This window comes from Alteromonas alvinellae, from assembly GCF_902705805.1.
In genome coordinates, this window is sequence record NZ_CACSIH010000229.1 from 37,084 (window position 1) to 62,751 (window position 25,668).

Consider the following 25,668-nt stretch of genomic DNA (forward strand, 5'->3'; position numbering starts at 1 on the left):
TGCCCCTATCGAGGCAAAAATCACCAAGGCAAATATCTGCAAGGCTAGTAGCGTACAAGCGCCGATGCCCAAGCAAATCCGCCTCCGAATGCTTCTAGTAATAAATGCTGTCCGCGTTGAATGCGCCCGTCTCTGATAGCGGTATCAAGCGCTGTAGGCACAGTAGCAGCAGAGGTATTACCATACTGCTCTAACGTAAGCACTACTTGATCAAGAGACATGTTCAGCTTCTTAGCTGTCGCTTTAATAATTCTAAAGTTTGCTTGGTGAGGTACTAACCAGTCAAGATCAGATTTTTGCATACCGTTGGCAGCAAGGGTTTGTTCAACCACTTCTGAAAGCTTGGTTACCGCAACCTTAAAGACTTCATTACCACGCATCACACCCCAGTTCTCGTGAACCGACTGCTCGTCTCCACGGGTTGGATTACCCACGTACAGCAAATCACCGTGAGAGCCTGATGCGTTTATATGTGTGGAAAGAATCCCAGGTTCATCACTCGCTTCAATAATCGTTGCGCCTGCCGCATCGCCAAACAAGATAACCATGGTTCTGTCTTCAGGGTTTATCAAGCGGCTCAAACAGTCGGTACCGACTACAAGAATACGCTTCGCCATGCCAGACTTAATGTATTGATCGGCAACACTTAATGCGTAGCAGTAACCTGCACATGCAGCAGCTACGTCAAAGGCAGGGATACCGTCAATATCAAGAATGCGTTGAATTTCACATGCTGTGCTTGGAAGCGCATAGCGACCACTCGTGGTGGCACACACAATCATGTCGATAGATTTCGGGTCAATGCCAGCCATCTCAATGGCTTTCTTACTGGCTTCTGCCCCCATGGTAGCAGCAGTTTCATCTGCTCCAATAATACGTCGCTCTTTTATCCCGGTACGGTCAGTGATCCATTCGTCACTGGTGTCCACCATTTGCTCTAAATCTGCGTTTGTACGCACGTCGCTGGGATAATAGCTACCTGTTCCTATAAAGCGTGAATATTTGCTCAAAGCTGCTCCAACAATACCGTTTCTATCTTTGTCTTTATCTTTTCAGGTAAATGCATCTTTGCTTCTTTCATTGCTTGCACGATGGCGTAATAAAAGGCGTCTTTTTGTGCATTTCCGTGACTCTTGATAACAATGCCGCGCAATCCTATCAGACTCGCACCGTTATACTGGTCGGGGTTCACGCTGTTATAGATAGATTTCAGTAATGGGAAGGCAATTTTTGCCAATAATCGGGTATAAAAGTTCTTCTGTGACTGGCGTTTTACCTCGTTTATCACTAACTTAGCCAGCCCTTCGCTCGATTTAAGCGCTACATTTCCAGTAAAACCGTCTGTTACCACTACATCGGCATGATCGGTGAAAATGTCGTCGCCTTCTACATAACCAATATAGTTTATGCCTGGCGCATCTTTAAAAAGCTGGTCGGCAGATTTTACCTGTGCGTTACCTTTAATATCTTCTTCGCCTACGTTCAATAAGGCAACCCGTGGCGATGCTATGCCCGCCACCTCTTGCGCAAGCACTGAGCCCATAACGCCGTATTGGAAAAGAATTTCAGGCGTACAGTTCACGTTTGCGCCTAAATCTAAAAGAAATACGTTATGGTGCCCTGTTGTAGGCATCATATTAATGAGTGCGGGCCTATCAATGCCTGATAAGGTTTTAAGCAAATAGAATGATAAGGTAAGCAGTGCACCGGTATTACCTGCGCTTACGCACGCGTTTGCCTCGCCACTTTCGACAAGTTCAATAACGCGACGCATAGAAGAATCTTTTTTGTTTCGTAGCGCTGACGTTGGCGCTTCGCCCATCTCAACCACTTGTGAGCAGTGCACAATAGTAACGCGGTTGCGTTCAGCGTTGGTAAGGGGCTGTATACCTGCTTTGATGGTATCTTCATCACCGCATAACGTGAAGTGCACGTCTGGGTGAAGTTGAATAGCCTTTACGGCTGCGGGAAGGATAACAGGGGGACCATGATCGCCCCCCATGATATCTAACGCGATGGTTAGTTTAGACAAAATGTAGCCGCCGTATTACGCGCCGATTACTTTCTTGCCTTTGTAATAACCGTCAGCGGTCACGTGGTGACGACGGTGAGTTTCGCCCGACGTTGAATCGACAGACAAAGTCGCGCCTGTCAATGCATCGTGTGAGCGACGCATACCGCGCTTAGAACGCGTTTTACGATTTTGTTGTACTGCCATAACTTACTCCTGGTCTCGCTTAAGTTCTTTCAAAACCGCGAAAGGGTTTTGTCGCTCTTGTTCCGGTTCAATCTTTCCAAACGACATATCGTCTTGCTTCACTGTACACTCCGACTCTGCATGAAGGGGCACAATTGGCAAAGATAACAGTAGTTCGTCTTCAAAAATTTGAAGCAGATTAACTTCTCCGTGGTCGTTGACCTCTACCGGTTCGTAAGCCTCGGGAATGATGTCATCGCTTTCCTGCTCTTCTCCCTGCACTGGAGTAAAACAGAATTCCGCTTCCACGGGATAATCGAGTTCACCATTACACCTTTGACAGATAAGTGTTACCTGCGTGGCTAAATGGCCGTGAAAGACAGTAAGACCCTGCGCGTCTTTTTCGAACTGTACTTCTGCGTCCACATAGTCATTGCATCGGACAACTGCTTCACTCAATCGTTCCATATCTTTAGACGCAATCACGCCCCGGTAATCGGAACGTTTCATGGCACTTTTAGTCGGTTCAACCGAATGAGGGAGTTTCACTTTCTGCATAGGGCGCGCATGATATAGGGTCAACCCCTTCCTGTCAAAGCAAAATTGCGTTTTAACTTACAATAAAACGCTGTATGTGGTGCGTAGTGATAATGTAACATTGGACTACTAACTGAAAGTACGCAACATATTGATTTCATAAAAGGAGTAACTGTGGCCTCCCTTGTTCTTGCCTCATCATCGCAATACCGAAAAATGTTGCTCGCCAACATTGGTATTCAGGTAGACACCCACGCACCAGATATTGACGAAACGCCCTTTGCAAACGAAAGCCCTACTGCATTGAGTTTACGTTTGGCTGAACAAAAGGCGCACAAGGTTGCCGCTGAATTAGAAAAGGTAAATAGCGACACCATTATTATTGGTAGCGATCAAGTAGCTTTGGTACAAACCGATGCAGGCCCGCGGCTACTTGGCAAGCCTGGCACGTCAGAAAATGCTGTAAACCAGCTGATCGCATGCCAAGGTAAGCAAGTGTCATTTTATACTGCACTTTGCCTTCACCAGCCTAGCGCCAATAAAACGATAACACAGGTAGATGAAACACGCGTTTTCTTTCGCCATAACAGTGAAACTGCCCTTCGCGCCTATGTAGATAAAGAGCAGCCACTTGATTGTGCTGGCAGTTTCAAAAGCGAAGGCATGGGAATATTACTGTTTGATAAAATAGAGAGCCGTGACCCTAACAGTTTAATCGGCCTTCCTATAATGCTGTTAAATGAACTACTGGGCGCGCACTTCAATGTCGATTTATTAGCAATGGCTGCACAGTAAGCCACTAATTCTGTCAGAGCAGCTCTATGAAAGCAGTGCTACAGACCAGCGCTATTTGAATAGCGCTGTCTCTAATTCACTTATGGAGTGTACAAGTGCCACAGGTGACAGCGCTTCTAAATGAACCTGCGCATGAACGCCGTATGAGACCCCTATCCTATCCATACCGATAGTTTTCGCCATTTGCATGTCGTAGGTCGTGTCACCAATCATTACGGCATCTTCTATTTTTACACTAAGTTCATCAAGCAACTGTAGGAGCATGTCGGGCGAAGGCTTGGATTCTGCCTCATCGGCGGTACGTGACGCACTAAAGAAAGGTCCCGTCCCTGTTTGTGCCCACGCTCTATCAAGACCGCGACGCGCTTTACCTGTCGCAACGGCCAATGTACATCCCGTTTCTTTCAAATTGCTAAGTAACCGTTCAACGCCATCGAACAAAGGACTCGGCGTTGTATCCCGAGTGACAAACGCCTCTTTATAGGCAGCGACTAAACGCTCGGCTAACTCATCGTCTTTGATATTAAAAAGCTGTTTAATGGCAGGCTTTAAACTTATACCAATAATGTGACCTACTTCGTCGTAGGTGGGAACAGGCACATCACACTGCTTTGCAGCAAGCTGCATGCAGCTAACAATTTTTGCCGCCGAATCCATAAGCGTTCCATCCCAATCGAAGATAACAAGTTTGTACTTAGGCAGTGTTTTATCTAACGAAATGAAAGGCTGTGTTTCCACAGCCTGTTTTTTTGAATGCATAACTTACAGCGCTTTAAGTGTATTTGAGAGAGTGTCGTCTAATGGCGCGGTAAATGTTACGCGCTCTTCAGTCGCTGGGTGCAGCAGTGAAATACTGCGAGCGTGAAGGAACAGTCTGTTCAGTCCTTTTTGGCGCATTGCCGCGTCGAAATCCGCATCACCGTATTTTGGGTCACAAGCAATAGGATGACCCGCATGCAAACAGTGAACGCGAATTTGGTGGGTTCTACCTGTAATAGGCGACGCTTCAACCAAGGTTGCACCTGCGTATTCCTCTAATATGCGGTAGCGAGTTTCTGACGGTTTACCATCGTCGCTTACACTTACCATGCGCTCACCCGATTGCAGCACATTTTTACGAAGCGGTGCTTTAACTTTAAATCGAGTTTTAGGCCACTCACCTGCAACTAGCGCATTATATCGCTTGTCCATTTTACCTGTGCGAAGTTGTTCGTGCATGTGGCGAAGGGCAGAACGCTTCTTGGCTATCAAAATACAGCCTGACGTGTCACGGTCTAATCGATGTACCAATTCCATAAATTTGGCATCGGGACGCAAGGCTCTTAAGCCTTCGATTAATCCAAAGCTTAAGCCGCTTCCACCGTGAACTGCCATTCCAGATGGTTTGTTTATAACAAGTATACGGTCGTCCTCGAAAAGGATATGCGACTCTAATGATGCAATTTTATCGAGCTTGGGCGATGGCGCAGGCGCACCTTCCGACACGCGAACCGGTGGAATTCTGATTAAATCGTCAGCTTGTAACTTGTATTCAGGCTTAACACGACCTTTATTCACTCGCACTTCACCTTTACGTAAAATGCGGTAAATCATGCTTTTCGGCACGCCTTTTAATTGGGTGCGTAAAAAATTATCGATACGTTGACCAGCCAAGTCGGCTTCAACCGTTACAAAACGTACTTTTTGGGGAGCTTCTTCTTTCATAGAAGCATTATACCCTATTGCAAAGTGCCCAACATACTGAAAGTTACGTTTTACTAAATAATTATTATATCAGCGCTTAGCTAGGACTTAGAAAACCCACCTTTGCGCATACTTTTTATCCAAAGCGCATGTTTTCTGTATTTAACATCTCAATTTATGGGATTTATTCATTCGCTTTCCTTGCTAAAATTTGACTTTTAGTGCGATAATTATCGATGTTTTTAACACGATTAAATTCACGTAAAAAGAAAGGTGTGGAACAGGCATTTCGTTGCCGCACTTTAACAATGTGAAACACAGCGTTATAAAAACAACAACAAGACCGAAAATCAGCACGCATCTGAGTGTGTTGTTTTAACTTGTAAACGATAAAAGCATGGTTTGAGCGTCGGTGACATCAGCAATGATAAGTGTTCGATGAAATAACACATTCATACCGACCCCGCGAGAGAGGCAACGACTACACTGCCGTAAAAAGCGAGGCCATGCTTGCGAACATAAAATAAGTTTGCCGTTTAGCTAACAGAATTAAATGACAATTGAGTGGCAAAAATGATGCCGCTTGAAAAAATGAAATGAGTAATAAGGGCTAGTCGCTCCCGACATCCTTAAAGCAGTGTGAACATGAATGCATCTGTACGATTATACGTGTCAATTCACGATCGTATGGGTTTGCGCTTAAGATAAAGGCGCTTGTTTATTCGCGTGAGTGTTTGCCCACCAGGGATAATGCGACGTTACAACAAGGTCCCCGTCCAGCCGTGAGGTTGCGCGGTGAGGGTTTGCACATGTCACTTTAATTTTGTGTCTTAACGGCTGTACGAAAACAGAGTTAGATACAATGAAAAGAATGTTAATTAATGCAACTCAGCAAGAAGAGTTGCGCGTTGCTCTTGTCGATGGGCAACGGTTGTATGATTTAGATATAGAAAGTCCAGGACACGAGCAGAAAAAAGCGAACATCTACAAAGGTAAAATTACCCGCGTTGAACCCAGCTTAGAAGCTGCTTTTGTTGACTACGGTGCAGAGCGCCATGGCTTCCTACCCCTCAAAGAAATTGCCCGCACTTACTTCCCTAAAGGTTACAAATTCGAAGGCCGCCCTAACATCAAAGATGTGATTAAAGAAGGCCAAGAAGTAATTGTTCAAATTGATAAAGAAGAGCGCGGCCAAAAAGGCGCTGCATTAACTACATTCTTATCGCTCGCAGGCAGTTACCTAGTACTTATGCCAAACAACCCTCGCGCTGGCGGTATTTCACGCCGAATAGAGGGCGATGAGCGTACAGAGCTTAAAGAGTCACTAAGCAAATTGGACCTTCCTGAAGGTATGGGTTTGATTGTTCGCACTGCGGGGGTTGGCAAATCTTACGAAGAGCTAGAATGGGATTTAAAAGTCTTGCTTACCCATTGGGAAGCTATCTCTAGCGTTGCTGAAGAACGTGAAGCCCCTTTCTTAATTCACCAGGAAAGTAACGTAATTGTTCGTGCTATCCGCGACTACCTACGTCGCGATATTGGCGAAATCCTTATCGATAAAACCAGTATTTATGAGCAAGCTTTACAGCACATTCAATTAGTGCGCCCTGACTTTGCAAATCGCGTAAAGCTCTATCGTGGTGAAGTGCCGTTATTTAGTCACTACCAAATCGAAAGCCAAATTGAGTCTGCATTCCAACGCGAAGTGCGTTTGCCTTCTGGCGGCTCAATTGTTATCGACCCAACAGAAGCACTAACCTCTATAGATATTAACTCTGCCCGTGCAACAAAAGGTGGTGATATTGAAGAGACAGCGCTTAACACAAACCTAGAAGCGGCAGACGAGATTGCCCGTCAACTGCGTCTTCGTGATCTAGGTGGATTGGTTGTAATCGACTTCATTGATATGACGCCAGTACGTCACCAACGTGAAGTTGAAAACCGCATGAAAGACGCGGTGAGAAGCGACAGAGCACGAGTGCAATTGGGTCGCATTTCTCGCTTTGGCCTTTTGGAAATGTCTCGCCAGCGTTTACGCCCTTCTTTAGGCGAATCAGCGCATCACGTGTGTCCTCGCTGTTCTGGTCACGGTACCATTCGTGGCACTGAGTCTTTGGCACTGTCTATTCTTCGTATTTTGGAAGAAGAGAGCATTAAAGAAAACACAGGGCAAATTGAAGCACAGTTGCCTGTTCCAGTTGCGACCTATCTACTTAACGAAAAGCGTAAGTCAATTCAGCTTCTCGAAAAGCGTCACGGCGTAGATTTACTGCTTATTCCTAATGCAAACCTAGATACACCGCACTACCAGGTATTACGCAGACGTCCAGATGACGTTATATCTGAAGCGAGTTACGACGTAGAGTTAATGCCTGCGGTAGAAGCTGAGACGGAAACAACGACTTCTGCACCGGTTAAGCGCGAAGAGCCAGCACTGAAAGGCCTTGTTGCACCAACGGCTGCACCTGTAGTTGCGCCAAAAGAAGAAACAGCAAAGAAAGCCGACGATGTACCTTCACTATTTGCCCGATTTGGCAAATGGATTAGTGATTTATTCGGTAGCGAAAGCGAAGAAGAAACCAATAAAGACAAGAAGCCACAGTCTGGTAATAAAAATAGAAACAACCGCAGCCGCAATAATGACGACCGTCGCCGCAAGCCGCGCAACAAGAACAATCGTCGTGGCAATCAGTCTCAAGGTAAAGACCAGAACCGCGATGGTGAGCAGCAGGATAATCGCAAACCGCGCGGCGAGCAGCAGCGAGACCAGCGTCAAGATCAAGATGATAAGCGCAATAACAAAGGTCGTAAGCCTCGTAAGGCACAGCAACCACGCGATGAGCAACAAAAGCCTAAGCACGAAAAGCAAGATGGCGAGCAGCAAGAAAACCAAGCGCAGAAGAAGCGTGAAGTTGCTGAACGTAGAAAACGTCGTGATAAACGCCGCAGCGTTCGTGTGAAGAAAGATGACAACGCGGTGAATACTGCTGAACAAAGCGAAGCGCAGGCCACACCAGTAGCCAAAGAAGCGCCAGTGCAGCACAAAGCTAAAGCTGACACCAAGCCTAAAGCGCCGAAAGCAGAGTCACCGGTTGAAAACACTGCTGAACAGAAGAAGGATGAGCAAAAGCCAGCAGTCAAAGCCGCGCAAAAGCCAGCGGATAAACATGCTGAAGCGAAGCCAGTATCGGATGCTGTTAAGGGTGAAGATGACTCATCAGCGATAACTAGTGATGCCGTTGACGGCACTGATGCGAATACCGACGCTAACAGTGAAGAGCATGGTCAAAAACGTGAAGGCCGTGGCCGTTCACGCCGCTCTCCACGTCACGTTCGTGCGGCTGGTCAACGTCGTAAGAAAGAGTCGCAGCAAGTTGACGATTCAGACACGCAAGCTAAACAGCCTGGTGAGTTGTCACCGCAGCAGCCAGAAGCAGAAGTTGAAGCGACAGCTAAGACAGATGCACCTGTTGTCGAAGAAACACAAGCAAAAGCGCCTGGGCAACTAGCGCCAGCTGAAGAGCAACCTGTTGCTAAGCAAGAGAAAGCAAAGCTTGACGTTGAAGCCGTTCAGGACGAACTTCAGTTTGATGCAGAGCCTTTAGCGGGTAAAGAGCCTTCAGCGGGTAAAGAGCCTTCAGCGGGTAAAGAACCTTCAGCGGATGCAGAGCCGTCAGCGAACGATAAACCTTCGGAAGCTGTAGACTCAACTGATGAAGTAACGTCAGCAGACGATAACGCGACAACTGAAGCTAAACCGGCTAAAGAAGCTCAAACTTCAGTGCAAGAAAGCAACGTTGAAGAAACGGCTCCGGCAGCACAGACGGAACCGGCAGTTGAAGCTAAAACAACGCAAGCTGATACGGCGCCAGAAGCTAAAGACGAAGCAACAGCATCGCCAGAGCAAGTTGAAATAAACTTGGCTGACGCACCTGTAGTTGCAGAACCAGAAGCACAGGTACAAGAAGCGAAAGCAGATACGCCAGCGGCTAAAGAAAAAGCTGAAACAACAGCAGCGCCTTCTTCGAGCCTAGCAGCGAGTGGCAAAGGAAAGCGTGGTGCATCGCACCCTATGGCATTGCCTGCAGCAGTAAACGACGCATTTGTTGATGTAGCGCTTACCGCTAAAGCTGACGACACACGACCTGCACTCGCAGTATCGGGTAAAACTGCAGCGATGTCGCACGTAACGTCACGTGCATCAGCAGTAACAACGCTTCCTCAGTCGGTAGATGACGTTGCCGAAGTAGCAGCAGTGGCTGAATAATTTTCAGTCGCTAGTGCGCTACTAGCTAATTGACGTAAAAGCCGCTTTCGAGCGGCTTTTTTGTTTGTTAGTGTACGTTTAACATCGAGTCCGAGTTGAGAATAAAATGTCAGATACGGTAAACCAGCAGTATATAGATTGGTTAAGCCAAGTATGTAACGCGCAAGTATTAGACACACAAATGATTCAACCTCTTTGGAGTGGCTACGGAGCGTGCTTTCGTGCCACTTTGGGCTATCCTAATAATACTTTTTCAAAGAACCAGGACGAGAGAAGCCCTTTCCAAGAAAGCCAGTATCACCAAGCTCAACTAAACCCACTTGGCGCGCAACAAGGTGGAGACGAAGCAGCGCTAAAAGTAGTCGTGAAATGCGCCACTCCGCCACACAGACTCTCACACCCTAAAGGCTGGAATGGTGAAGCTAGCCACAACCGTAAGTGCCAATCTTTTAAGGTAGAGAACTGTTTTTATAGCGACGTTAAAGTCCAAACTGATGCGTCGTGCCGTACAGCAAAATACTTAGGGCACAGCCAACAGGGCGAAGCCTCCCTTCTTGTTATGGAAGACTTAGCACACAGTGGCTATTCTCGCACGGCCTCTTCACTTACCGCTGAGCAATGCATCACTGTTCTAAAATGGCTTGCCAATTTTCATGCACGCTTTGTCAATGTAAGAGATGAAATTAATAGCCGAAATATACAGTTATGGCCAGAGGGCACGTATTGGCACTTGGCAACCCGTGAAGATGAGTTCAACGCCATGTCGGATGGATTACTAAAGCAACATGCTGTCGCTATAGCTAACACGTTAAGCAACGCTCACTATCACACTTTGGTGCACGGCGATGCTAAAGTGGCTAACTATTGTTTTACCGACGATTTTTCTGACTGTGCAGCCGTCGACTTTCAGTATGTAGGTTATGGCGCGGGCATAAAAGACGTGGCGTATTTTTTGGGCAGTGCCCTATCAACCCAAACCCACATGAAACATCGTGATGCATTGCTCGATAACTACTTTCAAGCGCTCGAGGATGCGTTACACACTCGATTGGCTAACAATGATAGTTCGGCTTGTTTTAAGCGTGCTGATATTGCGCTTATCATTGCTGAATGGAAGTACCTGTACCCCTTCGCCTGCGCTGACTTTTATCGGTTCTTAGCGGGTTGGAGCCCCGAACACTGGAAAATAGATGAAGAGCTCCAATATCAAACAGATATTGCCTTGTCCGTGCTAGCGCGTAACGGCTAAACGTTCACGTTTTCATTTTACGCCTAATCAAGCTCGTACTTTTATAAATACACTCTTTTTTCGCGGTCTTTTTTCCGTGCATCGCCCTTTTCAACCTTCTGTTTGTCATGTACTAAACGACTAGCAGCTTATTGTTTAACTCCCTAGCGCTTGCCGTTTTTAATTAGTACGAAACTGCACCATTACACAAAACTTAGCGTATACACCGATAAATAATCATAATGTCACTGCCATGTACAAACGTAAGCTTTACCTGTTTGGGTTACTGTCCACATTTATCTTATTAATTGCATTGGCCAGCGCAGCCGTTTCGGCCCATTTAACACGCACTAACTTAGCGCAAGCTCAACTCGCTCAATCGCTATTGTCAGAGCACCAACAATTATCAAGTATTTCCTACAGGCTTTTTAAGCAGCTTACCGACGAGCTTATTTTTGGAAAGAATGCGAACCAGGCGAAAGTGCGCAACAAGCAGCAACAAATTGAAAACTCGCTGAACCGAATAAAGTCGCTAGAACTTGATCAACGCGAAGCATTAGGGCTTGAGGCAACATTAGGAAGTGTAGAAGATACCGATGAACTTGAAGCACTGATTCAAGGCATTGTGGAAGAGTTTAGAGCAATTGCCCTAAGCAACGACCGTACTCCGCTAAATCAACAGCAGCGCCTTCAAACATTACTAGAAGTAACTATAGACAACCAGTTCAGGGAAGCCATCAACTCTGCAGTAAACCGCCAAACAGGCGTTGTATCGCGCATTAACGCTAGCATTGAAACGCTAAACACCAGCATTGTGTGGTTTACTATTAGTTTAGGTCTGATTACCTGCCCTTTTATTCTGCTGGGTTGCTATTGGCTATTCAATGCCCTTTATCAGCCGCTAACGGTAATTCGCACGGGTACCGATGCCATTGCATCGGGTAACTATCACTATCGATTGCCTGAAACCTTAGATAGCGAATTCACTGACTTGGTCAAAGCCCTAAACTCCATGATTGCGCGTTTACAGGAACACGAAGATCAAGCTGATGCCCATCGCAAGCACTTAGAGTTTGAAGTGGAGAGCCGAACACGGGCGTTAAAAGAAGCCAACAATAAACTCACTCAACTGGACGCAAAGCGACGGCAATTTATGGCTGATGTTAGTCACGAATTGCGCACGCCGTTAACCATTATTCGTGGCGAAGCGCAGGTAACCCTTAGGCAGGCTGCGGCTAGCAACGAGATTTATAAAGAAACGCTAGAAACCATACTTGAGCAAGCCGTGAACTTAAGTAAGTTGGTTGATGATTTGCTGCTGCTAGCGCGTGCCGAGATGCACGAATTTACTGTAGATCTGGTTAAATCTGACTTACATAACCTGCTTACACAAAATATGGCGTTATGGCAAAAGCTCACAAAGCCAAGAGACTTAGATCTTAAATGGCTTGCCAATAATGAGGTCCAAGTGCTCATCGACAAAGACAGAATTGCGCAGGTACTGACCATCCTTATCGAAAACGCGCACAAATATTCTTATCCCGATACGCCCATTGTGCTGCGCGTTGAGAGCGAAAGCCCGAATATCAACGTATCGGTCATTGATAGCGGTGAAGGCATTTCTTCAAGTGATTTGCAGCACGTTTTTGAACGCTTCGTTAGGTTAAAGCGCAAAGGCAATGGAATGGGGCTAGGTTTGTCTATCGCTAAAGCGATAGCAGAAGCCCACCACGGTATATTGAGTGCGCATTCCACATTGGGTAAAGGCTCGCAGTTCACGTTGACGCTGCCAGTTTTAGATGATTAAGGGCCCAGTTGGATCGATTCCAATATTACACAACATCGAACGGTTAGGATTATAACAACAATGAAAATTCTTATTGCTGATGACGAAGCCCCCTTACTACGCTTTCTTTCACGAGGCCTAAGCGCTGAAGGTTTTGAGTGCATTGAAGAGCCGGCATTACACAACTTAGTCACGCGCATTCGCCATGAAGCCCCTGCTATTATTGTACTTGATCGCATGTTTGGTGATGAAGATAGCGTAGAGCTGCTGCCCGCAATCAAGTCGCTTCCCCATGCCCCAATGGTTTTGTTGCTAACCGCGGTGGACGAAGTACGCGAGCGTGTGAATGGTTTAAAACAAGGCGCGGATGACTATTTGTGCAAGCCATTTGACTTTGACGAACTACTTGCGCGCATAACGGCCTTAAGCCGAAGAGTGACGAATACACCGGTTACTCAATTAGGCCTCACCATCGGACCGTTAAACATCGATGACGAGTCACGTATTGCGACATTGTCTGGGGAAGAGATTTCACTCACCAAACTAGAATACGACATGCTCTACTACTTCGCAGAAAATGCTGAAAAAGTGCTGTCTCGAGAACGCATATTAAGTCGAGTATGGCGAAGTCACAGCGATCCGTTAACTAATGTTGTTGATGTGTATATCAGTAGGCTGCGACAAAAGCTTCACAGCAGTGATGCCATATTTATTGAAACTCTGAGAGGCAACGGCTATCGGTTGACCACTAGAAAATAGTCGTTTGGTCTCATTAGCTATTGCATTCATGTGTTATCCCGCCCAACTTGAACACTCGTTCAAATTTTGTAAAGGATAATTATGGCTCGCTCACCTTCTTCATTACTCTCAAGGCTATGTTGCGCAACCGCTGTAGGCATTAGTCTATTGTCATCACCAGTCTTCGCTCAGACAGACACCAGAGATGCCGCGCAGCCTGATAAGAATACAGCAATGTCTGCACGGGAATTGCGAGCACCAAAGGTTATCTTTTTCGACGTTAATGAGACCTTGCTAGACCTCACCGCCATGCGCAGTTCGGTAGGTGAAGCCTTGGGCGGTAGAGATGATTTATTGCCGCTGTGGTTTTCTACCATGCTGCATCATTCACTGGTCGATTCAACAACAGGTCGCTTCCATACCTTTGGAGAAATTGGCGTTGCCTCATTGCTGATGGTGGCTGAAATTGAAGGTATTGAATTGACCAAAGCGCCAGCCAAAACGGCAATTGTCACGCCATTGCGAAGCCTTCCACCCCATCCTGACGTGCGCGATGGCTCACAGGCACTTAAAAACAAGGGTTATAAACTCGTAAGCCTTACCAACTCGTCTAATCAAGGCGTATATACTCAATTTAAGAATGCTGATCTTTTGTCTTATTTCGACGAGCGACTAAGTGTAGAAGACATTAACTTATATAAGCCCGATACACGCACGTATGAGTGGGCTATTGAAAAAATGGGTATAGCAGCAGAAGACGCTATGTTAGTGGCGGCCCACGGTTGGGATATTGCTGGTGCTAAACAGGCAGGCTGGCAAGCCGCGTTCATTGCACGCTCCGGTAAGGTACTATACCCGTTAGCAATAGCGCCTGACACGGTGGTAAGCGGACTAGATGAATTAGTCTCCCAATTACCCGATGCCAAATAAGCGTTAGGATCGGTGGTATCAAGGTAGTATCTAGGTGCACATAAAAGCACAGCTTATCGGTTAGCGCGCATAAGTGACTTGGCTTATTACTCAGGCTAAATGTTGTGCCAACCGATTTTTGGAGCTAGGCAGTTGGCTACGCTTGTGCTGCGCCTTTTCTTTTCATATCGATGTGGGGAATACCGTCTTCTAAATACATAGTGGAGGTAGCTGCAAAACCAAAGCTTTCATAAAAGCGTTTTAAATATTCTTGCGCACCAATTTCAATATCACAGCCTGGCCATAGCGCCTCACAATGATTAATTGCTTCACGCATAAGCGCTCTACCAGTCCCCTTCCCTCTAAAGGCTTCGCTGGTAGCTACTCGACCGATACTTACCGACGGATAACTCACCCCTTCGCCAAGTAATCGTGCACACGCTACCAATTTGTTATCTTGAAACCCCATTAAATGATGAGTTTTTGGATGGCGGTCTTTTTCATCTAGTTCCGGATAGGGGCAGTTTTGTTCAACAACAAAAACATCGACACGCAGCTTGAGCAAATCGAAGAGTTGATGATTAGTCAGCTCATTAAATGTAAGTGATTGCCAGGAAACCATGTTGCCTCGATGATTTTTTATTATTAATGTTTGCGTGGCGCCTTGAAAAGCGCTTCGAAAGACCTTTGTTGGTTTAAACGAATTTTAAAGCCGTTGTTATTAACAATCCTAATTTTAGGACCGTAGCGAAGATAACGATTGGATTAATGTAACGCAACCCATTTGCACAGAATGCGCTTCAATTTTCTGCTGCTTTGACGGTTGACGCTCCCTGCATAAAACGCTTAACGCCCACTTATAGCAGACTCTAAGCTGGAAATATGCGGTTAATTGATGAACCCTATCAAATAGTTAGCGTAAATAATGGAACACCAAAAGAAGAATGGTTATTGTGTATGGAGACAATGAATTGGCAAGTGTAACTGTTTTCTATGATCAAAACCGCGCAGGCACAGGGGCAAAAAATGAGTGATAAGCGCAACATCAAAACCTATGACAAACCCGCTGGCGGATGGGGAGCATTAAAGAGCGTCACCCAAAGCTGGCTGCAGAGTGAAAAACCACTCAAAAATTTACGGGCCATGCTTAAAACCAACCAAGATAAAGGGTTTGACTGTCCGGGATGTGCGTGGGGTGAGTCGCCAGAAAGCGGATTAGTGAAGTTTTGTGAAAATGGTGCTAAAGCGGTGAACTGGGAATCTACAGGGCGTTACGTCGACCCAGAGTTTTTTTCAAACCACTCTGTAAGTTCGCTAAAAAAACACACTGACTACTGGCTTGAGTCACAAGGGAGACTCACCCACCCTATGCGCTACAATGCTCAAGCAGACCATTACGAACCAGTATCATGGGACGATGCCTTCGCACTCATTGCCAAACACTTGAAGGGTTTACCTTCACCTCACCAAGCAGAGTTTTATACTTCTGGTCGGGCGAGTAACGAAGCCGCCTATTTATATCAGTTATTCGTGCGCGCATTTGGCACAAATAATTTTCCCGACTGTTCCAATATGTGTCACGAAGCGTCAGGCCAAGGGATGAAACCAACCATAGGAGTGGGTAAAGGTACGGTCACGTTTAACGACTTTGAAAAGGCAGATACCATATTTGTGATAGGTCAAAACCCCGGGACTAACCACCCTCGCATGCTTGAGCCGCTGCGCGACGCCGTTAGAAGAGGCGCTCAGGTAGTTTGCTTTAACCCGTTAAAAGAGCGCGGGTTAGAAAAATTCCAGCACCCTCAACATCCCATAGAAATGCTAACTAATGGCTCAACGCCAACCAATACCGCCTATTTCAGGCCTGCTCTTGGTGGTGACATGGCGGTTATGCGTGGCATTGCGAAATGGTTATTAACCTGGGAACAAGAAGCCAAAGCGAACAATGCCCCTCCTGTATTCGACCACGATTTTATTAATGCGCATACCAACGGCATGGACAACTATTTGAGTGCCGTTGAAGCGACTAGCTGGGAGCATATTGAAGCGCAGAGCGGTTTAGCAAAAGACGAAATACGTCACGCGGCAACCATGTACAGACGTGGAGAACGGGTGATCATGTGCTGGGCAATGGGGATCACCCAACACAAGCACTCAGTAGCTACGGTTCAGGAAATAGTGAACGTTCAACTACTACGGGGAAACGTGGGCAAGCCTGGTGCAGGGCTTTCTCCCGTTCGTGGCCACAGCAATGTGCAGGGGGATAGAACTGTGGGTATTAACGAAGTCCCCCCCAAAGCATTGCTTGACGCACTAGAGAACAAGTTTAACTTCGCCGTTCCACGAGAAAGAGGTCACAATACCATTCAAGCAATTCAGGCTATGGAAAGTGGTGAATCCAAAGTTTTCATCGGCTTAGGCGGTAATTTCGCTCAGGCGACGCCAGATACGCCGCGCACCCATGCCGCGCTATCACAATGCGACTTAACCGTTCATATCGCCACCAAATTAAATCGTTCTCACCTAACCACAGGTAAAGACGCACTTATTTTACCCTGCTTGGGGCGCACTGAAATCGATATGCAGGCTAACGGCCAGCAGGGTGTAACCGTTGAAGATACGTTTTCTATGGTCCATATTTCTTATGGCCAACTTCCGCCAAGCTCGCCCGAACTTCGCTCTGAACCCGCTATTATTGCTGGTATCGCGAAGGCGACGTTAGGCAACACGCCGGTAGACTGGGACTTCTTAATAAGCGATTACGACAATATTCGTGAGCTCATTGCCGACACCATAGACGGTTTTAAAGACTTTAACACCAAACTCGCTCAACCGGGTGGTTTTCATTTAGGTAATGCAGCAGGTGAGAGACGCTGGTTAACACCATCGGGCAAAGCCGAGTTTGCTGCTAACGCCCTGCCTGATTCACTGTTAAATGCTGACCTCGTTGCGAAAGGTGAAGAGCCGGACCTCATTTTACAAACACTGCGCTCTCACGATCAGTACAACACAACTATCTATGGTATGGATGACCGCTACAGAAACGTGTTTGGCGCGCGGGACGTGCTGTTTGTCAATGAACGTGATATTCAGAAACTGGGATTTAACGATGGCGATAAAGTCGATATTACGTCAATGTGGAACGACGGCAAAACACGTCAAGTTAGACAGTTTATGTTGGTGGCTTACGACATCCCGCAAGGTCAAGCGGCAGCATATTACCCCGAAACCAATCCGTTAGTACCACTAGAAAGTTACGGTGATGGCACGTTCACACCAACATCGAAATTTATCGCGATCAAACTTTCAAAATCAGAGGCAGATGGACGAATCGCGGTTTCTGCAGTTTAAGCTTATTAAATTTGGCCCCGAGCGCGGGGCCATTTAAATGCTCTTTGAGCCTTACGCCCCTTTAAACTTGTGGTGAATAAGCTCTTGGTGGATCATATTTAGGCACGTGGATAAGGGAAACGCCATAGCGGTTAGCCCACTTAACTGATAATGCAGTAGGTGCTGAAAGCGTGACGACCAAAGGTAATTTAGCTCTTATCGCTTTTTGTACTAGTTCTAAGCTACAGCGGCTGGTTAGTACAACGAGGCATTCCTTCTGATATAGTTTATTAGCTGCGATTGCCCCAATTAACTTATCAAATGCGTTATGCCTTCCTATATCTTCTCGGCATGCCAGCACATTGCGCATTGCATCAATATAAAGCGCTCCATGTACTGCACCGCTCTGTTGAGCTAATGCTTGCGCATTAGATATAAGGCTTCGCAATCCTTTAAACCAGCTCACATCAGGCAACGGCGATACTTCAATAGGCGTTAATTGAGGCAAAGCGTTATCTAATGCCTCAACGCCGCAGAGCCCACAACCCGACGCACCCGCCAATTGCCGCTTATTTTCCTTTAACTTCCAGAACGCCTGATTGGCAATTTCAACTTCAGCATTGATGTGTTCTTTGTGATGCGTCAGTTCAATACCGTAAAGCTGACGAGGATGTTCGATAATGTCGTTGCTTAAACTGAAGCCCATGATGAAATCTTCAATGTCGTTAGGGGTTATCAGCATTACGGCGTAATTAATACCGTTATAACTAATGCTTAAAGCGACTTCTTCGGCAAGGGCAAACTTTTGAGTATAGGGTGTAGCATCTAAAACTAATGCGCGCTGTTCAGTGTTACTTTTCACGTGGCCAATCACCTGGAGTATTCACATTCAACCACTCTATGTCATCTTCATTGGACATTTTTGCGAGACGCTTTTTGTTATCGGCTTCATCTTTTCCTAACGTTTTTTTGAGGTCAGCTTCTTTAAGAGATACCGCATTGAGAATTTCTAAAAATCCTACCACTCGTCTCTTACTTTGCTCAACTAGATAGTTGGCTAAGAGGGCTTGGGTGTTCTGCGCAACGGGTAGAAAGAAAGGCAAAAAGCGGTTTTCCACATAACATGCCTTTTCAGCCTCTCGCCCTCGCGAAACTAATATTCTCAAAAGCTCGGGCGTCATCTGCGGCATGTCAACGGGAAGAACAAGCAGTTCATAAGGATTGTCAGTGTGATTATCAGATTGGGATAGTGCGTCTAAAACAGCGTGTACTCCGCCAAGCGGACCTGCATCTTCAATTTTGTCATTCAAAAAGCCTGGCCCGTTACGACTAATTAACACTTTATCGCAACTCGCTGCCTGTAAAAGTAACGAAGCATTATCGATGAGAGTACGGCCCTGATAACGCATAAGTGCTTTATCTTGCCCCATTCTGCGCGATTGACCACCCGCAAGCACTAAACCGATGAGTGTCGCATTCACTTTAGGCACTGCATTCGCCTCCTTTATTAAAAATCTTCTCATATCCTTTTAAAAACTCAAAGCAATGCGTGGAAAAGGGAGAAGTGGGCTCGCCGATATATTGGAATGTTTGATGAAAATGAAGCTGTGCCGCATTGCACAATTTAGCCGCTTTGGTAAAGAGCTGCGTGTCTCCTAACCCAACCAGAAAACAGCGTTGGCAAATATCCAAAAATCAATACCCTTAACGTGATAGATAGGTTCAAATGCGATTCTACCAATGGACTACAAAACTTGTAACTACGCTAAACTTATGATTTGAAGTTAGGTGAAAATACTGGAGTAAAAACAGGCCCATGTTGATTATATCCATTGCCTAAAGATTAAATGCAAATCAGAAATGTAACACCGACATTACATGAGCATTTACTCGCCTATTCGGCTAAGTTTTCATCGACGACATTTCTGTTAAACAACCTACATCACTTCGCTGGCGGTGTCGCCTAGCAACGAGTCCAATAGAAAGTAGGAACAGCCATACTGTCGATGCTTCACTCACCGCATGAGTTACCGTAGTTAAATAGCCAATATCAGCAAAAGAAGCAATCGTAGTATCACTTAATGTAATTGCATATGGTCCCAAATAGCCGGTCATTAAGTCAGAAGAACCACCAGGCCAAGGCTCATCCCAATGGCTGTTAGCAGTACCCTCTCCACCGCCGAGTTCAACCGGAATAAATTCAGCATCTTTTACAAACTCTTGGCGGTATATTTCTAATGCATACTCTCCCGTGTATCGCCCCGAATTCATGACGTAATTCGACTGGCTACCTGGTCTGATAAAATCGGTTGTCCACAAAATTCCAAATCCGATAGCATGAGCCATCTCGTGCACAATAACATCGAAAAGTGTGCCGTTTCGCTCCATATTACTGAGATCTGCCGTATCAAACTGCATGCTGCCCCGATTTGCATAAACAAACGCACTATCGGAGAACTGTATGATACTAGATGGACCAGCGCTACCCAATATTCTTCCCACTCCATCAATCGGCGCTCCACTCGCGTCAATAACAATACTGTGATCGAATACGCTCTGAACACCTGTTAAGTAAGTTTCCCAAAACGCGACTGCACCATCGAATGCACTGGATTGTGAAGGCGTTAACCCTCCAAGATTATTAATAGATATGTTGAACAGCCCCGCATTTGCAGGCAGTGACACGCACATTGCAACTGCAACACTTAAAACCAGTTTTGGTAAACCTTTCATGGCTTCCCTCCATAATTGAGAAACAACGTCCACTGAAAATAACTATGGTCCGCGACACTAATATGCTGTAACAACTATAGTTGAGAATGTAGAAGTGCGCTGCTTTCTTAGCATTTTATATTTAGCGGCCTAGACGGTAATTTCTGAAGAAAGCTTTTTAAAAGTTGCAATGAATACAGTATGTTAGAATTGCAAGAGCAATGCCGCTGGAGGGCTTTAATGACAACAGCTGAGTTTGAAAAAAGACAGGGAACGGGAAACGTTTTTTAAACGTTAAGTGGATTAAATTATGAGGGATATACTTGCTCACCACCTTAAAGAGTAAAGGTGGTGAGTTTAAAAAGACTACCAGGTCAAATCATCTGGGATTTCGTAATCGGCATACCAGTCGTCTTCTGCTTCGTCTTTACCGTCATTACCACTCTTGTCCAAATCAGCACGATAGATTATTGAAGCTTCATCACGCTGAGCAATTTTATCAGCAACCGGCGTAGGAACTAATTCGTAAGCATCATCTAGCAATACCACGGTCAAACGACCCTTTGTGACCTGCCTGTGCATTTCTTCGCTTACGTACATGCGTTTAACGACATTGTCGTGAGTAAAGTTAAGTAGCGTTTCGCCGTTACGCGGTTGTTTGTTTACTGTAATAAGCTGCCTGACCTGTGCGGCTATCGAGCGCTTTTCTCTTTCTTGCTGTTGAAGTTGATTCAACTCTCTTGAGCGCGCCTTTTTCTCTTCTGCGGCTTGTTGAGCTGCAATTGTCGCTTCATCTACAATAGGTTGTTTTTGCTTATTTTTTTGCTTTTGTTTTTTGCGTTTATCCGCACGCGCTTGCTTTGCAGACGCTTTATCGGCCAATCCGGCTTTTAGAAGTTGGTCTTGTAAAGAGGCCATAACTCACTCTCTATTGATTTATTAACGAGCCTTGCATTGTGCGTGCTGAAGCACGCTAAAAGACACCTTATGACGTAATAAGCCCGAATAAATCCGGGCTTATTACTTTCGTATCGAAATATTGTATTCGCTTTGATTTATTTTTTCTTCGCTTTTGGCTTAGCAGCCGGCTTTTTAGCCGCTTGCTCTTGCCACTTGCCGTTTTCATACCACGCAGACCAGCCTGTTGCTTTACCGCTGTCATTTTCAGACATCACGTATTGCTGTTTGGTCTTCCTGCTATAGCGAACTATTGCAGGGTTACCGTCAGGGTCTGTTTGTGGCGCATCAGCAAGATAGTAGAATTTCGGCGATATTCTATCTCTAAAGCGTGCAAGTTCTTCCACTTTCGGCGCACGAGTCTCGCGCGACTTTGGAAAGTTATGGGCAGCCAAGAAGATACCCGAAGCGCCGTCGCGTAGCATAAAGTGCGCGTCAGACTTTTCACACGGAAGCTCTGGTAAATCGACCGGATCTTCTTTTGGCGGCGCAGCTTCGCCGTTTCTCAGTAGCTTACGGGTATTTTTACATTCTTCGTTGGTACAACCGAAGTATTTACCAAATCGACCATTTTTAAGCTCCATATCGCTACCGCATTTATCGCACTCGATAATGGGGCCGTCATAGCCTTTTATTTTGAATGTGCCTGCCTCTACCAATGTGCCATCACACGTCGGCGTATTACCACACACGTGAAGTTTACGGGTTTCATCGACCAGGTAACTGTCCATCGCCGTACCACACTTAGGACAACGTTTTTTAGAGCGAAGCGCTTCTGTTTCAAGCTCTTCTTCATCGTCCACTTTCACGACTTCATCACCAGGCGTTAAATTCATGGTGTTAGTGCAGCGCTCTTTCGGTGGTAAGTTGTAGCCTGAACAGCCCAAAAACACGCCGGTTGACGCGGTTCTTACGTTCATTTCACGGCCGCATTTGTCGCAATCAATACCTGCAGGTACCGCCTGATTCAGGCGCATACCGCCCTCTTCAGGGTCTTTCTCAGCGTTTAGCAGTTTGTCATAGAAGCCGCTGTAGAACTCATTGAGCACGTCTTTCCAATCTTTATTGCCCTCAGCAATATCATCAAGATGTTGCTCCATATTGGCAGTAAAGTCATAGCTCATTAAATCGTCAAAGTTTTCCATCAAACGATCGTTTACTATTTCGCCCATTTTCTCGGCATAAAAACGCTTGTTCTCTAAGCGCACATAGCCGCGATCTTGAATCGTCGAAATAATACTGGCGTAGGTCGATGGACGACCAATACCGCGTTTTTCAAGCTCTTTTACTAACGACGCTTCATTAAATCGCGCTACAGGCTTGGTGAAATGCTGTTTAGGATCAAGCGCTTTTAAGTCAAGCACATCGCCTTTTTGCACATCAGGCAACATGAGTTCTTCTTCGCCTTTTTTGCGAAGCTGAGGCTGAACGCGAGTCCAACCATCAAACTTGAGTACGCGGCCTTTCGCCGTCAGCTCGTAATCACCCGCTGCCACTTTAATCGTGGTTGCATCGTACTTAGCTGGAGTCATTTGACAGGCCACAAACTGGCGCCAAATAAGCTCATAAAGACGCTGTGCATCGCGTTCCATATCACCTAAACTCGCAGCACTAATGCTCACGTTTGAAGGGCGGATCGCTTCGTGCGCCTCTTGTGCTCCTTCTTTACTGCCGTAGCGATTTGGCGAATCAGGCAGGTACTTGTCACCAAAATTATCTGAAATGTACGCACGAGCACTGTCCAGCGCCTCTTGGCTTAAATTGGTTGAATCCGTACGCATATAGGTGATGTAGCCTGCCTCATAAAGGCGCTGCGCCATCATCATGGTCTTCTTAACACCAAAGCCCAATCGAGTACTTGCCGCCTGTTGCAGCGTTGAAGTAATAAACGGTGCTGAAGGACGACTTTGCGTGGGCTTTGACTCGCGGCTTTCTACCGTGTAGTTAGCCCCTTCTAAGTCAGCAAGCGCTTTATCTGTTTCGGCCTTGTTTTTGGGCTTGAACGCATTGCCCTGGTGCTTTGCTACCAGCATGCGTAGTGCCGCTTTTTGCTGGCTGGTTAAATCTGCGTGTACGTCCCAAAACTCTTCAGGCACAAACGCTTTAATTTCTCGCTCACGCTCTACAACAAGCCTAACCGCTACCGATTGTACGCGCCCTGCTGAGAGGCCTCGCGCAATTTTTTTCCACAGAAGTGGCGACACCATGAAACCTACAACACGGTCTAGGAACCGGCGAGCCTGCTGCGCGTTAACGCGAGAGATATTTAACTCGCCCGGATCGGAGAACGCATCTTGAATCGCGTTTTTAGTAATTTCGTTAAAAACCACTCGCTGGTAAGTTTTGTCTTTTTTACCTAGCAGCTCTTGTAAATGCCATGCAATCGCTTCCCCTTCGCGGTCCAAATCGGTCGCGAGATAGATAGTGTCAGCATCTTTAGCAAGCTTTTTAAGTTCGTTAACGACTTTCTCTTTACCCTGTAGCACTTGATAGTGGGCTTTCCAGTCTTTCTCTGGATCCACACCCATTCTGTCTACAAGCTTCAAATATTCGTGACGGCGAAGATATTCTTGACGCGCTTCTTCGCTTAAAGTTTTGAGTTCTTTAGCCGGTTTTTTAGGCTCTACTTTGCCTAAAGCCTTCGTCGGAAGATCTCGCACGTGGCCAACCGAACTTTTTACGATAAAATTTTTACCAAGATATTTATTTATCGTTTTCGCTTTGGCTGGTGACTCGACTATGACCAGTGATTTTGCCATATAATTGAACTAAACCTATTGATTTTTAATGACTATTTACGTCAAATTCTGAAAATTGGAGCAGCCCAACGCTATATATAGGGCACTCGCTCTTTTTTAACATATATCTACAAAGTGAATGGAAAACAAGATCTTCTTCATACTTATTCTTCTCTCTGCTCTAATCGCACACAAAAACTGTGCATTATTTGAGCAGCGCGATTGGCATCGGTATTAAAAGCCGTATAATGCCAGCCATTCGAACCTGACCTAACAACCCGCTCAGGTTTAAAGACGTGCCATGTTTGACCCTGAACAAAATCAAAAGCGTTGCTATTGCTATCAACTTAATCGCAGTGTTTGTAAGAATGTAGCATATGGGGTCAACAGCCAAAACTACAAGAATGAGGGAAAGTATGAAGCAGTTTGAAGTTAACTTTGATGGTCTTGTAGGACCTACCCATAACTATGCCGGCTTATCGTTTGGCAATGTCGCTTCCCTAAACAATGCGAACGCAAAGAGCAGTCCTAAACAGGCTGCAAAGCAAGGTCTTGCAAAGGCCAAAGCGCTAGCCGATATGGGAATGGTTCAAGGTGTATTAGCCCCGCAAGAACGTCCTGATATCGCTGCGCTCCGTCGATTAGGTTTTACCGGTTCTGATGCTCGCGTGCTAGAAAGCGCTGCAAAGCAGTCTCGCGAGATTTTCTTAGCATGTTGTTCTGCTAGTAGCATGTGGACTGCAAATGCCGCCACTGTGTCTCCTAGCGCCGATACTGCCGATGGTCGCGTTCACTTTACCCCTGCAAATTTAACGAACAAGTTTCATCGCTCGTTAGAGCCTCAGGTAACGGGCAATATTCTACGTGGCACTTTCGCTAACGAAAAGCACTTTGCTCATCACCAGCACCTGCCAGATAACGAGCATTTTGGTGACGAAGGTGCAGCCAACCACACGCGACTTTGCAGCAACTATGGTCAGGAAGGCATAGAGTTGTTTGTTTATGGTCGTCATGCATTTGATACCAGCAAACCTGCACCAAAAAAATATCCGGCTCGCCAAACGCTTGAAGCATGCCAAGCAGTAGCTCGCTTACACGGTCTGGACGACGATGGCGTAGTTTACATGCAGCAAAACCCAGACGTTATCGACCAGGGCGTATTTCACAACGATGTGATCGCTGTTGGTAATCAAAATGTGTTGTTTTTCCACGAGCAAGCGTTTTATCAAAAAGACGCAGGATTTAAAGAGCTTCAAGCCAAATTTGGTAGCGAACCGCTACATTTTATTGAAGTGCCGACTGCCGAAGTGTCTGTCCAAGATGCAGTAAAAACCTACTTGTTCAATACGCAAATCATAACGCTTCCAAGCGGCGATATGACCATAATCGCACCTACTGAATGTCAGGAAAACGAAGCCGTTAAGCGTTATTTAGACAAGCTAGTGACACTAGGCACACCGATAAAGTCGGTTAACTTCTTTGACGTTAAACAGAGTATGCGCAATGGCGGCGGCCCGGCTTGTTTGCGTTTGCGCGTTGCAATGAATGACAAAGAACTTGCTGCAGTTAATCAAAATACGTTAATCAACGATACACAGTTCGCTCGCCTAAACGCTTGGGTCGACAAGCACTATCGCGATGAATTAGGTGAAGATGACTTGCGCGATCCGCAGCTGCTAATTGAATCTCGTACCGCGCTTGATGAGCTTACACAAATTCTGAAGATTGGTTCGGTTTACCCGTTCCAGCAGGGATAAGTTTTGTAATCTACTAAAAAGTAAAAAGAAAGCC

At 46.0% G+C, this 25,668-nt stretch carries 20 protein-coding genes; 8 read left to right on the forward strand and 12 right to left on the reverse strand.

Annotated elements, in window-relative coordinates:
- Positions 1-44: 44 nt before the first annotated feature.
- The 4 genes from ACX5KA_RS18115 to yceD are packed head-to-tail and all read right to left on the reverse strand — an operon-like array spanning position 45 to position 2,755.
- Positions 45-1,010, reverse strand: coding sequence for a beta-ketoacyl-ACP synthase III (locus ACX5KA_RS18115; RefSeq protein WP_014949212.1), 966 nt, complete (start codon positions 1,008-1,010; stop codon positions 45-47).
- Positions 1,007-2,032, reverse strand: a complete 1,026-nt coding sequence (plsX, locus tag ACX5KA_RS18120; protein ID WP_014976325.1) for a phosphate acyltransferase PlsX — start codon at positions 2,030-2,032, stop codon at positions 1,007-1,009. The genes ACX5KA_RS18115 and plsX overlap by 4 nt, the downstream gene beginning before the upstream one ends.
- A 15-nt stretch (positions 2,033-2,047) precedes the next feature.
- A complete protein-coding gene (rpmF, locus tag ACX5KA_RS18125; RefSeq protein ID WP_012518206.1) occupies positions 2,048-2,218 on the reverse strand; it encodes a 50S ribosomal protein L32 in 171 nt (56 codons plus the stop codon).
- A gap of 3 nt (positions 2,219-2,221) precedes the next feature.
- Entirely contained in the window at positions 2,222-2,755 is a 534-nt protein-coding gene (gene yceD, locus ACX5KA_RS18130; protein ID WP_014976324.1) for a 23S rRNA accumulation protein YceD, read from the reverse strand.
- A 153-nt stretch (positions 2,756-2,908) separates the two neighbouring features.
- Between yceD and ACX5KA_RS18135 the strand changes: the two genes are divergently transcribed.
- Complete coding sequence (locus ACX5KA_RS18135) at positions 2,909-3,529, forward strand: Maf family protein (RefSeq protein ID WP_458731814.1); 621 nt, start codon at positions 2,909-2,911, stop codon at positions 3,527-3,529.
- A 51-nt stretch (positions 3,530-3,580) separates the two neighbouring features.
- On the opposite strand, the gene ACX5KA_RS18140 is transcribed toward ACX5KA_RS18135, so the two are convergent.
- Both ACX5KA_RS18140 and rluC read right to left on the reverse strand, forming a co-directional pair.
- Positions 3,581-4,288, reverse strand: coding sequence for an HAD-IA family hydrolase (locus ACX5KA_RS18140; RefSeq protein WP_458731815.1), 708 nt, complete (start codon positions 4,286-4,288; stop codon positions 3,581-3,583).
- Between the two features lie 3 nt (positions 4,289-4,291).
- On the reverse strand, positions 4,292-5,233 hold the full coding sequence (gene rluC, locus ACX5KA_RS18145; RefSeq protein WP_014979112.1) for a 23S rRNA pseudouridine(955/2504/2580) synthase RluC: 942 nt from the start codon (positions 5,231-5,233) through the stop codon (positions 4,292-4,294).
- An 841-nt stretch (positions 5,234-6,074) separates the two neighbouring features.
- On the opposite strand from rluC, the gene rne reads away from it, so the two are divergent.
- The 5 genes from rne (at position 6,075) to ACX5KA_RS18170 (ending at position 14,161) form a co-directional block, all read left to right on the forward strand.
- Entirely contained in the window at positions 6,075-9,479 is a 3,405-nt protein-coding gene (rne, locus tag ACX5KA_RS18150) for a ribonuclease E (protein WP_458731816.1), read from the forward strand.
- A gap of 106 nt (positions 9,480-9,585) precedes the next feature.
- Entirely contained in the window at positions 9,586-10,728 is a 1,143-nt protein-coding gene (locus ACX5KA_RS18155; RefSeq protein ID WP_458731817.1) for an oxidoreductase family protein, read from the forward strand.
- Between the two features lie 232 nt (positions 10,729-10,960).
- Positions 10,961-12,514, forward strand: a complete 1,554-nt coding sequence (locus ACX5KA_RS18160; protein WP_458731818.1) for a sensor histidine kinase — start codon at positions 10,961-10,963, stop codon at positions 12,512-12,514.
- A gap of 60 nt (positions 12,515-12,574) precedes the next feature.
- On the forward strand, positions 12,575-13,252 hold the full coding sequence (locus ACX5KA_RS18165; protein ID WP_039223954.1) for a response regulator transcription factor: 678 nt from the start codon (positions 12,575-12,577) through the stop codon (positions 13,250-13,252).
- A gap of 81 nt (positions 13,253-13,333) precedes the next feature.
- Positions 13,334-14,161 (forward strand): haloacid dehalogenase type II, encoded by an 828-nt coding sequence (locus tag ACX5KA_RS18170; RefSeq protein ID WP_458731819.1) that lies wholly within the window; start codon positions 13,334-13,336, stop codon positions 14,159-14,161.
- A gap of 136 nt (positions 14,162-14,297) precedes the next feature.
- On the opposite strand, the gene ACX5KA_RS18175 is transcribed toward ACX5KA_RS18170, so the two are convergent.
- A complete protein-coding gene (locus ACX5KA_RS18175) occupies positions 14,298-14,762 on the reverse strand; it encodes a GNAT family N-acetyltransferase (protein WP_458731820.1) in 465 nt (154 codons plus the stop codon).
- Positions 14,763-15,166: 404 nt separating this feature from the next.
- Between ACX5KA_RS18175 and ACX5KA_RS18180 the strand changes: the two genes are divergently transcribed.
- The gene (locus ACX5KA_RS18180; RefSeq protein WP_458731821.1) at positions 15,167-17,491 is read left to right on the forward strand and encodes an FdhF/YdeP family oxidoreductase; all 2,325 of its coding nucleotides are present in this window, start codon (positions 15,167-15,169) and stop codon (positions 17,489-17,491) included.
- Between the two features lie 61 nt (positions 17,492-17,552).
- On the opposite strand, the gene fdhD is transcribed toward ACX5KA_RS18180, so the two are convergent.
- The 5 genes from fdhD to topA form a co-directional block, all read right to left on the reverse strand.
- The gene (gene fdhD, locus ACX5KA_RS18185) at positions 17,553-18,332 is read right to left on the reverse strand and encodes a formate dehydrogenase accessory sulfurtransferase FdhD (RefSeq protein ID WP_458731822.1); all 780 of its coding nucleotides are present in this window, start codon (positions 18,330-18,332) and stop codon (positions 17,553-17,555) included.
- Entirely contained in the window at positions 18,322-18,960 is a 639-nt protein-coding gene (mobA, locus tag ACX5KA_RS18190) for a molybdenum cofactor guanylyltransferase (protein ID WP_458731823.1), read from the reverse strand. Before mobA ends, fdhD begins: the two co-directional genes overlap by 11 nt.
- A gap of 412 nt (positions 18,961-19,372) precedes the next feature.
- Complete coding sequence (locus ACX5KA_RS18195) at positions 19,373-20,203, reverse strand: leishmanolysin-related zinc metalloendopeptidase (RefSeq protein ID WP_458731824.1); 831 nt, start codon at positions 20,201-20,203, stop codon at positions 19,373-19,375.
- Positions 20,204-20,548: 345 nt separating this feature from the next.
- Positions 20,549-21,100 carry a DUF2058 domain-containing protein gene (locus ACX5KA_RS18200; protein WP_039223931.1) on the reverse strand — a complete coding sequence of 184 codons (552 nt, stop codon included), beginning with the start codon at positions 21,098-21,100 and terminating at the stop codon, positions 20,549-20,551.
- Between the two features lie 137 nt (positions 21,101-21,237).
- On the reverse strand, positions 21,238-23,898 hold the full coding sequence (gene topA / locus ACX5KA_RS18205; protein ID WP_039223928.1) for a type I DNA topoisomerase: 2,661 nt from the start codon (positions 23,896-23,898) through the stop codon (positions 21,238-21,240).
- Positions 23,899-24,293: 395 nt separating this feature from the next.
- Here topA and astB point away from each other — a divergent pair, with 395 nt between their 5' ends.
- A complete protein-coding gene (gene astB, locus ACX5KA_RS18210) occupies positions 24,294-25,634 on the forward strand; it encodes an N-succinylarginine dihydrolase (protein ID WP_458731825.1) in 1,341 nt (446 codons plus the stop codon).
- Positions 25,635-25,668 lie beyond the last annotated feature (34 nt).

Bases quoted from the DNA above. Each gene is read 5' to 3' on its own strand.
- rpmF (WP_012518206.1), bottom strand. From the start codon at position 2,218: ATGGCAGTACAACAAAATCGTAAAACGCGTTCTAAGCGCGGTATGCGT.
- yceD (WP_014976324.1), bottom strand. From the start codon at position 2,755: ATGCAGAAAGTGAAACTCCCTCATTCGGTTGAACCGACTAAAAGTGCC.
- ACX5KA_RS18140 (WP_458731815.1), bottom strand. From the start codon at position 4,288: ATGCATTCAAAAAAACAGGCTGTGGAAACACAGCCTTTCATTTCGTTA.
- rluC (WP_014979112.1), bottom strand. From the start codon at position 5,233: ATGAAAGAAGAAGCTCCCCAAAAAGTACGTTTTGTAACGGTTGAAGCC.
- rne (WP_458731816.1), top strand. From the start codon at position 6,075: ATGAAAAGAATGTTAATTAATGCAACTCAGCAAGAAGAGTTGCGCGTT.
- ACX5KA_RS18155 (WP_458731817.1), top strand. From the start codon at position 9,586: ATGTCAGATACGGTAAACCAGCAGTATATAGATTGGTTAAGCCAAGTA.
- ACX5KA_RS18160 (WP_458731818.1), top strand. From the start codon at position 10,961: ATGTACAAACGTAAGCTTTACCTGTTTGGGTTACTGTCCACATTTATC.
- ACX5KA_RS18165 (WP_039223954.1), top strand. From the start codon at position 12,575: ATGAAAATTCTTATTGCTGATGACGAAGCCCCCTTACTACGCTTTCTT.
- ACX5KA_RS18170 (WP_458731819.1), top strand. From the start codon at position 13,334: ATGGCTCGCTCACCTTCTTCATTACTCTCAAGGCTATGTTGCGCAACC.
- ACX5KA_RS18175 (WP_458731820.1), bottom strand. From the start codon at position 14,762: ATGGTTTCCTGGCAATCACTTACATTTAATGAGCTGACTAATCATCAA.
- ACX5KA_RS18180 (WP_458731821.1), top strand. From the start codon at position 15,167: ATGAGTGATAAGCGCAACATCAAAACCTATGACAAACCCGCTGGCGGA.
- ACX5KA_RS18195 (WP_458731824.1), bottom strand. From the start codon at position 20,203: ATGAAAGGTTTACCAAAACTGGTTTTAAGTGTTGCAGTTGCAATGTGC.
- ACX5KA_RS18200 (WP_039223931.1), bottom strand. From the start codon at position 21,100: ATGGCCTCTTTACAAGACCAACTTCTAAAAGCCGGATTGGCCGATAAA.
- topA (WP_039223928.1), bottom strand. From the start codon at position 23,898: ATGGCAAAATCACTGGTCATAGTCGAGTCACCAGCCAAAGCGAAAACG.
- astB (WP_458731825.1), top strand. From the start codon at position 24,294: ATGAAGCAGTTTGAAGTTAACTTTGATGGTCTTGTAGGACCTACCCAT.